Annotated in this window: 8 protein-coding genes and 4 pseudogenes; 6 read left to right on the plus strand and 6 right to left on the minus strand. The window is 60.5% G+C overall.

From position 1 onward, the window contains the following. Positions 1 to 124: 124 nt before the first annotated feature. The 4 pseudogenes from CYG48_RS17065 to CYG48_RS17080 form a co-directional block, all read right to left on the minus strand. Positions 125 to 711: pseudogene (locus CYG48_RS17065) on the minus strand (DJ-1/PfpI family protein). A 65-nt stretch (positions 712 to 776) separates the two neighbouring features. Next, a pseudogene (locus tag CYG48_RS17070) lies at positions 777 to 1,681 on the minus strand (substrate-binding domain-containing protein). A gap of 90 nt (positions 1,682 to 1,771) precedes the next feature. Then, a pseudogene (locus CYG48_RS17075) lies at positions 1,772 to 2,754 on the minus strand (ABC transporter permease). Then, positions 2,720 to 2,938, minus strand: a pseudogene (locus CYG48_RS17080) (sugar ABC transporter ATP-binding protein); the annotation flags it as partial. The pseudogenes CYG48_RS17080 and CYG48_RS17075, both read right to left, overlap by 35 nt. Before the next feature lie 30 nt (positions 2,939 to 2,968). Here CYG48_RS17080 and CYG48_RS17085 point away from each other — a divergent pair. The 3 genes from CYG48_RS17085 to CYG48_RS17095 are packed head-to-tail and all read left to right on the plus strand — an operon-like array spanning position 2,969 to position 6,530. Then, positions 2,969 to 4,168 carry an iron-containing alcohol dehydrogenase gene (locus CYG48_RS17085; protein ID WP_118851800.1) on the plus strand — a complete coding sequence of 400 codons (1,200 nt, stop codon included), beginning with the start codon at positions 2,969 to 2,971 and terminating at the stop codon, positions 4,166 to 4,168. A 19-nt stretch (positions 4,169 to 4,187) separates the two neighbouring features. Continuing rightward, entirely contained in the window at positions 4,188 to 5,651 is a 1,464-nt protein-coding gene (locus CYG48_RS17090; RefSeq protein ID WP_118851801.1) for an NAD-dependent succinate-semialdehyde dehydrogenase, read from the plus strand. Positions 5,652 to 5,666: 15 nt separating this feature from the next. Continuing rightward, a complete protein-coding gene (locus tag CYG48_RS17095) occupies positions 5,667 to 6,530 on the plus strand; it encodes an alpha/beta hydrolase (protein WP_118851802.1) in 864 nt (287 codons plus the stop codon). On the opposite strand, the gene CYG48_RS17100 is transcribed toward CYG48_RS17095, so the two are convergent. Then, positions 6,506 to 7,441, minus strand: a complete 936-nt coding sequence (locus CYG48_RS17100) for an AraC family transcriptional regulator (protein ID WP_118851803.1) — start codon at positions 7,439 to 7,441, stop codon at positions 6,506 to 6,508. The genes CYG48_RS17095 and CYG48_RS17100 overlap by 25 nt on opposite strands. A 72-nt stretch (positions 7,442 to 7,513) precedes the next feature. Between CYG48_RS17100 and CYG48_RS17105 the strand changes: the two genes are divergently transcribed. Then, the gene (locus CYG48_RS17105; RefSeq protein ID WP_118851804.1) at positions 7,514 to 8,341 is read left to right on the plus strand and encodes an oxidoreductase; all 828 of its coding nucleotides are present in this window, start codon (positions 7,514 to 7,516) and stop codon (positions 8,339 to 8,341) included. A 132-nt stretch (positions 8,342 to 8,473) separates the two neighbouring features. After that, on the plus strand, positions 8,474 to 9,019 hold the full coding sequence (locus tag CYG48_RS17110; RefSeq protein WP_118851805.1) for a nuclear transport factor 2 family protein: 546 nt from the start codon (positions 8,474 to 8,476) through the stop codon (positions 9,017 to 9,019). A gap of 36 nt (positions 9,020 to 9,055) precedes the next feature. On the opposite strand, the gene CYG48_RS17115 is transcribed toward CYG48_RS17110, so the two are convergent. Further along, positions 9,056 to 9,952 carry a LysR family transcriptional regulator gene (locus CYG48_RS17115; RefSeq protein WP_118852813.1) on the minus strand — a complete coding sequence of 299 codons (897 nt, stop codon included), beginning with the start codon at positions 9,950 to 9,952 and terminating at the stop codon, positions 9,056 to 9,058. Between the two features lie 113 nt (positions 9,953 to 10,065). Between CYG48_RS17115 and CYG48_RS17120 the strand changes: the two genes are divergently transcribed. Then, a complete protein-coding gene (locus CYG48_RS17120) occupies positions 10,066 to 10,461 on the plus strand; it encodes a RidA family protein (RefSeq protein WP_118851806.1) in 396 nt (131 codons plus the stop codon). Positions 10,462 to 10,838: the final 377 nt, after the last annotated feature.

Consider the following 10,838-nt stretch of genomic DNA (forward strand, 5'->3'; position numbering starts at 1 on the left):
CTTTCAAAGCCCCCGCCCAGAGATCGCGAGTAGTTCCGGCGGAACTCAAGACGTACCGCGTTCCGCACGAGATGGGAACGCATCCCCGTGATGGCAATCGCGAGGATGCTCGTTTTACAAAGTCTCAGGCGTGCACGATCTTCGTGCCGAGAACCTTCAGGCACTCGCGCATGAAGGCGGCAAGGCCGGTCCAGCCCTTTGCCGAAACCATGTTGCCATCAACGAAGGCTTCGGTCGGCTTCACGTCCACATAGATGCCGCCGACGGCAGTCACTTCAGGTTCGCAGGTACCAAGCCCGGCAACCTTGCGCCCCTCCAGCACGCCCGGAACCGCCATTAGGATCTGCACCCCATGGCAGATCGTGAAGATGGGTTTGCCGCTTTCGTGGAAGTAACGGACGATGTCCTGAACGCGCTTGTCTGTGCGGATATATTCCGGGCCGCGCCCGCCGGCCGCGTAAACGGCATCATATTCCTCAACGCGGATTTCCGAGAATGTCTTGTTGATGTCGGCGTAGTGGCCCATCTTTTCGGTATAGGTCTGGTCACCCTCGAAATCGTGCAGGGACGTCTTGATCCGGTCACCGGCGTTCTTGTCCGGGCACACCACGTGCACCGTATGCCCGACGGCCTCCATCCCCTGCTGAAATACGTAGATCTCGTATTCCTGGTGAACTCGCCGGTCAGCATGAGGATCTTCTTGCCACTCATGTCATATCTCCTATCGTTTGTTTGGTGGTGGTGCCGGGGCCAGAGCCACGGCACCACCAAAGCCGTTAGAAGGGGGAATCGGGGAAATAGAACTGATGCGCATTTTCCGGCGTGATCAGCGGCGCCCCCAGGAGGAAGGACCGCGCATCGGGGCCTGACCGTTGAACTGCGCGGCAGTCATGTAGATCGCCGTCTTGATCATCGATGGCGGGTAGGGCGTGGAGACCGGCGTGCGCTCGTCACCCTTCTTCACCATCTCGATAACCTGCTTCATGCCGTTGCCGCCGAGAGCGTACTTGATGTCCTTGCGGCCGGCGCTGTCGACCGCTTCCAGAACGCCGAGAAGCATGTCGTCGTCGTTTGCCCAGACAGCATCGATCTTGGGGTATTTCGCCAGGTAATCCTGCATCAGCTTGAAGGCCTGGTCCTGGTTCCAGTTCGCATACTGGATATCGAGGATCTTGATCTTCGTTTCGGCAATGGCGTCCGAGAAGCCCTTGATGCGTTCGTCGTCGATCACCGTCGGGATGCCGCGCAGCACCACAATCTCGCCCTCGCCGCCGAGCTTGTCGATCAGCCAGCGTGCGGTATTGGCGCCAACAGCGATGTTATCGCCGGCGACGTAAAGATCCTGTACGGCCTGGTCCGTCAGGCCGCGATCCACGACGGAGACGAAGGTGCCGTTCTGCTTGATCTGCTTGACCGGCTCAGTCAGTTCCTCCGAGGTGAAGGGCAGAATAACCAGCGCATCAAGCTTGCGCGTTGCGGCAATATCTTCCAGCGAGGACACCTGCGCAGGTGCGGACGAGGCGGTGGACAAGACCACGTCGATGTTCGGGAATGCGGCTTCAACTTCCTTTTCAGCCTGCTCAGCGTGGTAGACAACGCCTCCCGTCCAGCCATGCGTTGCCGCCGGAATAGAAACGGCGATCGTCTTCTTTTCCTGTGCCTGTGCCGCTCCCCACGACATGGCCAGCGCAATCGCTGCCGAAGACAATAAGATGCCTGCTCTTGGTAATAATGACTTCATGTTCTCCTCCTCTTGAAGTTCTGGTTGGATTTATCGGTTGTCCGTGAACCGGTGTGCGAGCATCGCGATGATGATGATCGCGCCTTGGACCGCAGCAACGAGATATTCGGACACCATGTCCGACAGGACCATGACGTTGGCGATGACCTCGAGGATCAGCACCCCGGCAATGGTCCCGCCGATGCGCCCGCGCCCTCCCCGCAACACCGTGCCTCCGATTACAACGGCGGTAATGACCTGCAATTCCCACAGTTGGCCGGTGGTCGGTGTCACGGCACGTAGCAGATGGCCGCGACAGCGACGCAGAAGCCCTGGACCCCATAAGCGATGGTCCGCACCCGGGCGACATTGACGCCGGAGAACCTCGCCACCTCGACATTGGAGCCGGTCGACGTCAAGCGCCGACCATACTTGGTCTTGTAAAGCAGGAAGGCCCCGAGCAGCACGATCACCGCGGTGATCAGCACCGGATAGGGGATGCCGACGATATTGCCGAAGTAAACCGGCCGGTACGCTTCACGCAGGCTGCGATCGATGGGTAGCGAGCCGCCATTCGTCATGAAGGTAATGAGTGCGCGGAAGATGCCCATCGTCCCCAGAGTGACGATGAAAGGCTCGATCCGGCCAACCGTGATGATCAGGCCATTGAACAGGCCACAAAGGGATCCGACCACCAACGCCAACACGGCGCCCATCGGTATCGCCCAAGTGCCGAAACCTGGCGCCAGGTAGTTCATCGCCATGATCATGATGCCGGTGACAAAGGCCAGCATCGAACCGACAGAAAGATCAAGCCCACCTGACGAAATCACGAATGTTGCGCCCAGCGCGATAATCGCGATGAAGGCGCTTCGCGTGACCACGTTGAGGATGTTCGTCGGCGCCGCGAAGTTCGGATTCACCAGCACGCCGAGGACGACAATCACCGCCAGCGCGATGAAGGGAGCCAGTTCGGCCCAACGGAACTTTATCCCTTCGTCAACCGATGCGAGTGTGGTTGTTGCTGTGGTCATGGCTATCCTCCCCGACGCCACCGCCACCACCTGTCGTGGCGGCATAGACGACATTCTCCTCATTGATCTCTTGTCCCCGGAACTCGGCGACGATCTTGCCGGCCCGCATCACCAGGACGCGGTCCGACAGGCCAACAAGCTCCTGCATTTCCGACGAGATGACGATGCAGGCCAACGGCCCTCGCGGCCGCCTGATCAACCGGAGGAGACATCGATGAACCTGTTCGGCACACTGAGGGCGCCGCGTGAGCTGCATGTCGGAAGCGGGCAGAGACATGCTCTCGGTGGCATAGCCGCCAAGCTCGGCAAGCGAGCACTTTTCGTTACCGACGCGCGCCTTTCTGCTGACGCCGAGTTTCTCGCCATGGTTCAGCACGTGAAAGACGCAGGTGTGACGTGCAGGATCGACGCCTCAACCCTTCCCGATGTGCCCGTCGAATCTGCCATCACGGCCGCCAATGGAGCACAAGAGTTCGCGCCGGATCTCGTCATCGGCGTCGGTGGTGGCTCCTGCCTCGACATGGCGAAATGCGTTGCCTTGCTGCTAACGCACGGCGGCCGCCCACAAGATTATTATGGAGAGAACCTGGTCTCTGGGCCCATCATCCCATTGATCGCCGTCCCGACGACTGCTGGCACCGGGTCCGAAGTCACGCCTGTCGCGGTGCTTTCAGATAGCGAGCGAACGCTGAAGGTTGGCATTTCGAGCCCCTTTCTCATCCCGACAACCTCGATCTGCGATCCTGACCTGACGCTCTCTTGCCCGGCCTCGCTGACGGCAATCGCCGGAGCTGATGCGCTAACACACGCAATCGAAGCATTCACTGCTGTTCGGCGCGAGCCTGTTCCCGGAATCGCGCAGCAACGTGTTTTTGTCGGCAAGAATGCGATCTCCGACCAGTTTGCGCTGAGCGCCATCACCCTGCTTTGGGAAGGGCTCGAAGCCGCCTGCCAGAATGGTTCGGATCGCACAGCGCGCGAAAAGGTCATGCTCGGCGCTACCCTGGCAGGGCTCGCCTTCGGCGTCGCTGGCACTGCCGCTGCCCATGCGATCCAGTATCCGGTCGGCGCACTCACCCACACGGCCCACGGGCTTGGGGTCGCCTGCCTGCTGCCCTATGTGATGACGTGGAATGCGCCCGCGATCGGCGCTGAGTTGACGCAGATCGCCCAGGCTGCGGGGCTTAGCGGAGGAGATGCGGTCATTCCCGCGCTGGCCTCCCTGTTCGAGCGCATCGGTATCCCCAAGAGCCTGAGCGCACTCGGTCTTGACGAGGCTCGCATCGATTGGGTTGCTGAACAGAGCCTCGGGATTGCCCGGCTCATCCAGAACAATCCTCGTCCCCTGAACGCGCACGAAATGCGCAACCTGGTCGCTGCCGCCCATGGCGGCGATCTCAGCAAACTGAACTGAACCCGAAAGGTCGTGTCCGATGATGTTGCAGTCCAAAACGCCGAACTACGCCGACCCTGCCCTCCATACTGCCGGCCTTTTCATTGGTGGTGAGTGGCTTCCGGGCGATGGAGTTCCGGTTCATGATCCGTCGACGGGCAAGGTCCTGGGTGAAGTCGCCGACGCATCCGTTGAGGATGCCATGCGCGCTGTCGATGCAGCCGAGGCTGCCGCCGCCGGCTGGCGCGACACACCTCCTCGCCAGCGATCAGAGATCCTGCGGCGCTGGTTCCAGTTGATGACGGAGCACGCCGAGGAACTGGCGAGGCTCATCTCTTTGGAGAACGGAAAGGCCCTGCCGGATGCCCGTGGTGAAGTCGCGTACGCCGCCGAATTTTTCCGCTGGTACGCCGAAGAGGCCACCCGGATCGCCGGCGAATATCGCCACACGCCGTCCGGTGCCCACAAAATTCTGGTAGATCATGAGCCGATTGGCATTGCCGTCCTCATCACGCCCTGGAACTTCCCTGCCGCGATGGCAACGCGCAAGATCGGGCCTGCCCTGGCCGCTGGTTGCACTGTCATTCTGAAACCCGCTTCGGAAACACCGCTCACCGCCTATGCAATGGCGCGGCTTGGCGAGGAGGCGGGCGTGCCGCCCGGCGTCGTGAATGTCCTCACCACCAGCAAGCCTTCCGATATCACCAGCCGAATGCTGCAGGATCCTCGGGTCCGTAAGCTGTCCTTTACCGGTTCCACCGGGGTGGGTCGCGTGCTGATTGCCGAGGCAGCGAAATCCGTCGTCAGTTGCTCGATGGAGTTGGGCGGCAACGCGCCATTCCTGGTCTTCGATGATGCCGACCTGGACGCAGCCCTCGACGGTGCGATGATCGCGAAGATGCGCAACGCCGGGGAAGCCTGCACCGCGGCAAACAGGTTAATCGTGCAAGCTGGCATCCACGACGCCTTCGTGGCGGGACTGACGAAACGCATGGCGGCGCTCAAGGTCGGAGCTGGTTATGAGGCTGAGACGCAGTGCGGACCGATGATTACGAAGAACGCGGTGAAGAAGATCGACCGCCTGGTGCGCCACGCGATCGCGACGGGCGCACGCGCCACCACCGGCGGTGAACCGCTGCAGCAGGATGGTTATTTCTATCCGCCGACCGTGCTTGAGAACGTGTCGCACGACACGACGATCGCGCGCGAAGAAATCTTCGGACCGGTCGCTGCGGTCTACAAGTTTGAGAGTGAGGATGATGCGGTTCGGCTCGCGAATGACACAGAGTATGGCCTCGCGGCCTACCTTTATTCGCGCGACCTGAAGCGGGCGATGCGGGTCGGCAAGCGGCTGGAGACGGGAATGCTCGGAATCAACCGCGGCCTGATGTCGGATCCCGCAGCACCATTTGGCGGAGTCAAGCAGAGTGGCCTTGGGCGAGAAGGCGGGGTCACTGGGATCCTGGAATTCATGGAGCCTAAATATTACGCCATCGAGCTCTAGGTCAGGGAGGGCAGCATGACGCCACAGGATCTTTACCGGATACGCGACTTCGTGCCCGACTTCGACGCGATCTCAGCGGAGTTCACCGAACGAAGCCGCGCCCTGGCGGCGCCCAATCGGGTCCTGCGGGACCTGCAATATGGCGAAAAGCCGCGTGAGGTGCTGGACGTAATTCTGCCGGAGCGTGCGGCGACCGGGGCTCCACTGCATGTTTTCGTACACGGCGGATACTGGCGCTCCAGTGAAAAACACACATACCACCTCGTCGCCGAACCGGTTCTTGCGGCAGGAGGCGTTGCGGCATTCGTCGAATATGACCTGATGCCGCATGCGCGTCTTGACGTTCTGGTGGACCAGGTTCGGCGAGCGGTGGTTTGGCTGCAGGCGCGTTGCATGGATTTTGGGGCCGATCCTGCACGTCTCACGGTCAGCGGCCATTCGGCTGGTGCTCACCTGGCTTCCTATCTCGCTGCCCAGGGGCCGGAGGAGAACCACCCCCCTACGCTGCCGAAGGTCCAGGGGCTGCTTCTTCTGAGTGGTATTTATGACTTGTCCGGCATACCAGGCAGTTTTCTCCGCGATGAAGCGCGGATGACCGATGCGGAGGCCGCGGCCTGGTCGCCGTCAACGTCGCATCAGTTTCCGGCCCGAAGGATCATCGCCTGTGGAGCGGAAGAGACCGCGCCGTTCCTGGAACAGGCGCGTCACCTGCAAAATGTACTGGCGTCTGCTGGCGAGACTGCCGAGCTCATCCTGGCGCCGCACCTCAACCACATGAACGTCGTTCTCGATCTCGCCGATCCGGACGGTTTCCTCGGCAGGCGCCTGCATGATCTTGTAGCAGAGCCGGCTACCTACTCGACCGACGCGCCAAGGTGATGTCTGATCCACTTCGACTCTTCTGACGCTGTTCGTCCGAAGTGTCTTTTGAAGTCCCGGCTGAACTGGGCGGGACTGGCATAGCCAACCGACATGGCCACCTCAGCGATGGTCCTGTTGCTGCGGGCCACCATTAATCTGGCTTCGTGAAGCCGTATGGCTTTCAGGTACTGGATCGGGCTCGTCCCGGTCAGTTCCCTGAACCGGGCATGATAGGATGGGATGCTCATGCCAACGTTATGCGCCAGTTCTGCAACAGAAATGTCAGAGCCGAAGTTCTCCCTTAACCAGTTGAGGCTCTTGATGATCCTCCCGGCCACCCCTTCCTGCCTTAATGCAGCAATCATTGCACCGCCTTGCGGACCAAGCAGAACCCGGAAATGCAGCTCACGCATGAGACCGGCACCCATCACCGCGCTTTCGACCGGATCTTGAAGCGCCCTCAGCAGCCGGAGAAGAACACCGCCGATGTCCGGCCCCATCTTGCTTGACACCAGCCCGCGAGGTCTCTGGACCGGCAGATCCCTGTGCTGCTCGATCTGCAGGATGATTTCTGCCGCGACCTGCAGGTCGAAATCGAAGTAGATCGCGAGCAACGGCCGCTCCGGGCTAGCATCGGATTGCATCCGGAAAGGAACCGGAACGGAAATGGCGAGGTAGTGCTCTTCGTCATAAACGAAGACGTCGCCATTGAGGCTGCCGCGCTTGCTCCCCCGGAGAACGAAAACCGCGCCGGGCTGGTAAAGAACCGGAACATCGTGGAGCACCGCTTCGGACCGCAGGATGCGGACGAGGGGCGATGTGGTGAAGTTATAACCATGACGAGGTGCAAGCTGGGCAGCGAGCCTCACCAGTTCATCCCGACTGGGTGCATTTAGCGTGTGGCTGATAGGATCTGGCAAGAAGCTCATAGGTTCTGCAATCGAGAAGGCCTCGTTCTCTTATTATCTGCCAACTCCTGATCCATACAAGGAGTAGGCAACATGACAGAGAAAACCATCTTCATCACCGGGGCCAATTCGGGATTCGGATTGGCAATCGCATCGGCGGCTGCGCAGATGGGACACAAGGTGATCGGTACCGTCCGGTCGGAAGCCGCACACGCAAGATTTCTGGAGAAGGTCCCGACAGCCAGCACGGTCCTCTGTGACGTGACGGAGTTCGAGCGCATCCAGCCAGTCGTTGGCCACGTCTACGAGGAGCATGGACCGGTTGATGTTCTGATCAACAATGCAGGCTACGGCCATGAAGGCGTAATCGAGGAGTCGTCGCTTGACGACATGCGCCGCCAATTCGACGTGAACGTCTTCGGTGCCGTTGCAGTCGCCAAGGCCTTCATTCCGCGGTTTCGCGAGCGTCGCAGCGGCTTCATCGTCAACGTCACATCCATGGGCGGCATGATCACCATGCCCGGGATCGGTTATTACTGTGGTAGCAAGTTCGCGCTGCAGGGCATTTCCGAAGTCATGCGCTCCGAAATGGCTGCCTTCGGCGTGCATGTCACGACGCTCTGCCCGGGTTCCTTCCGGACCGATTGGGCCGGGCGCTCCATGGTGCGCGCCGACCGGTCGATTGCGGACTACGATGCCCTCTTCAACCCCATACGCGAGGCGCGCCAGGCAGTCAGCGGCAAGCAACTTGGCAATCCAGAAAAGCTTGCAACCGCCGTGCTGAACCTGATCGAATCGGACAATCCGCCGCCACAACTGCTGCTGGGAAGTGACGCCTTCCGGCTGGTGTCGGAGCGGATTGCGCGTCTGAAGCAGGAACTCGACGCATGGAAGCCGGTCACCTTGTCGACGGACGGCTGAGTAACTAACTGCGACGCAACTGCTATCTCTGTTCGCGCGAGCCAGCCGGCGGCGGCACGTCCGCAGCGTCTCTCGCGACCGCATCAACGGTCAAGCAGTCCACTTCATGTGATCAACAGCTAGGATATTGATATGGATAGACTCGACCTCAACAGCGTCGAAAGCCGGCTGCGCATCATCGAAGACAAGCTCGCGATCTATGAGCTGATTGCCTCTCATCCACCGAGCGCCGATACCAGTCATTCGGACTACACCCGCTCTGTCTACAAGGAGGATGGTGTTTTTGATCGTGGCCCGACGCTGGATGGCGCGAACGGAGCTTCGGATATAGCCGCCTTCATCGAACGACCGGAGCACCATGAAGCAATCGCCAGTGGCCTTGCCCATTTCGTGGGCCTGCCGTTGATTGATCTTCGCGGCGATGAGGCCGTGGTGACGTCATATCTTCAGATCGTGCATCTGGACCACGAGGGTCAGCCAAGAAACCTCCCCAACCATGGCGTCTCGACCGGTTACCGGATCCATCGTGCGGTGGTGAACCGCTGGGAGCTTGAGCGGGTTGAGGGGCGATGGAAGATCAGGAGGCGCACGCTCCTGCCGGTCGACGGATCAGAAGCGCATCAGGACCTGCTCCGACGAGGCCTTGATGACTTGTATTTCTCGAAGCGCGATGACTGACCAGATCAGGTCTGCGCCCGGCAGAAGCTCGTCGCTTCATTGATCGGGCGCGGACTTGACCGTATCGAGGATAGCGCGCAGCGCCGGCGGGACGGCACGGTGGCCGGAATAATAGAGTGCCATCCTCTCCGGCCCATGCATCCAGGAGGATAACACTGGCTTCAACTGGCCTGCAGCAATGGGACGTTCGGCGACCCAATTCACGACATAGGCGATCCCCAAACCCTTTGTCGCGGCTTCGACCATCAGGTCCTCGTCATCCAGCACGACCGCGCCGTCCGTCTCGACGACGACCTCTTCTCCAGCCCGTTGAAACTCCCAGCGATACAGCTTTCCGCTCGGCAACCGATGGCCAACGCAGCGATGCCTGGATAGATCATCCGGAAGCTGAGGCTCTCCGGCTCGCTTGAGATAGGAAGGCGAGGCGACGCACTGGAAACTCACGGGCTTGCCGAAAGGCACCGCGATCATGTCCTTCGGGATCGTCTCCATGAGGCGTACACCAGCATCGAAGCCGGCCGATACGATATCGATCAGCCTGCCCTCGGCCACGAGGTCTACCTTCACATTCGGAAACCGCTCCGCCATCAGCGGCAGGATCTCGCGCACGAGATAACCGACGATCACGCGCGGTGCATTTACCCGCACCCGCCCTGCGATACTTCCTCGGAACGCCGCGGTCGCATCAAGCGCCTCGTCGAGCGAGTTCATCACACCATGCAGCCGGCCCAAAAGCGCGGCACCCGCTTCCGTCGGTGAAACGCTGCGGGTCGTCCGGTTGAGGAGACGCACGCCGAGCCGCTCTTCAAGAGCACGCACCGTATGGCTGAGTGTGGAAGGCGCCGTGCCAAGTTCATCCGCCGCGCGCCGAAAGCTACGATGGGTGGCGACCGCCATGAAGGCGCTGAGGTCGTTGAGCGAGGGGCGCATGATTGCTGGGATTTTTGCATCAACCCATCCGTATTTCAACGTCTAATCCCATGGATGAGCAATTGTTATCTCTGGTCCGCGGCTGACAAACACCGCCCCGACAACAGGAGAAGACAATGACCAAGCGCGAAACGATCTTTCCGGCCCGGCGACAAGCGCTCTATGAGATCAACAGATATTCAGCGGCCATCCGCTCGGGTGACCTGCTGTTCGTCTCCGGCCAGGTCGGCAGCCGCGAAGATGGCTCCCCCGAACCCGATTTTCCCAGACAGGTGCAATTGGCATTCGTCAATCTGAAGGAAGTTCTGGAGGCGGCGGGCTGCGGCGTCGACGACATCATCGACGTCACCACCTTCCACACCGACCCTCAGAACCAGTTCGAGGTCGTGCTGGCAGCGAAGAACAGGATATTTCCCCAGGAGCCTTATCCAAACTGGACCGCCGTCGGCGTGAACTGGCTCGCCGGCTTTGACTTCGAAATCAAGGTGATCGCTCGCATTCCGCAAACGTGACGCGCTTCCGCCCTTCTATCGAGTGCCCGAACCATGATCGTCGATGAGAGGCTAAATGGGCTGCCGAGGGAACGGGCGCTTCAAAACTCCGTTCTTGCAAGCCGGCAAGCGTGCCGGCTGACGAAGGAATGGCAGGTACATGGAAAGCGTTGTTGCGTCCCGAGATGAAAAAACCACAGCACCGCCTGCCGCCGCCGAAGAGAAACGAAGCCCGAAGTCGCCTCCGGGCTTCGTAGCAACCCGGCTTGTCACCCTGCTTCAGGAGTCGGAACAACCGCTTTGTTATATTGCGCGGAGCGAAAGTGCTGCTGCGAGGATTGCCGAGGCCATCGCGGCTCTTTTTCCCGAGCTCGAACAACTTGTTCTGCCGCCATGGG

Origin of the sequence: Neorhizobium sp. SOG26 (assembly GCF_003491345.1) — a bacterium.
GTDB classification, from domain to species: Bacteria; Pseudomonadota; Alphaproteobacteria; order Rhizobiales; family Rhizobiaceae; genus Neorhizobium; species Neorhizobium turbinariae.

Excerpts from the sequence above, each read along its gene's own strand:
- CYG48_RS17120 (WP_118851806.1), top strand. The coding sequence starts at position 10,066 with ATGACCAAGCGCGAAACGATCTTTCCGGCCCGGCGACAAGCGCTCTAT.
- CYG48_RS17110 (WP_118851805.1), top strand. The coding sequence starts at position 8,474 with ATGGATAGACTCGACCTCAACAGCGTCGAAAGCCGGCTGCGCATCATC.
- CYG48_RS17090 (WP_118851801.1), top strand. The coding sequence starts at position 4,188 with ATGATGTTGCAGTCCAAAACGCCGAACTACGCCGACCCTGCCCTCCAT.
- CYG48_RS17095 (WP_118851802.1), top strand. The coding sequence starts at position 5,667 with ATGACGCCACAGGATCTTTACCGGATACGCGACTTCGTGCCCGACTTC.
- CYG48_RS17105 (WP_118851804.1), top strand. The coding sequence starts at position 7,514 with ATGACAGAGAAAACCATCTTCATCACCGGGGCCAATTCGGGATTCGGA.
- CYG48_RS17100 (WP_118851803.1), bottom strand. The coding sequence starts at position 7,441 with ATGAGCTTCTTGCCAGATCCTATCAGCCACACGCTAAATGCACCCAGT.
- CYG48_RS17085 (WP_118851800.1), top strand. The coding sequence starts at position 2,969 with ATGAACCTGTTCGGCACACTGAGGGCGCCGCGTGAGCTGCATGTCGGA.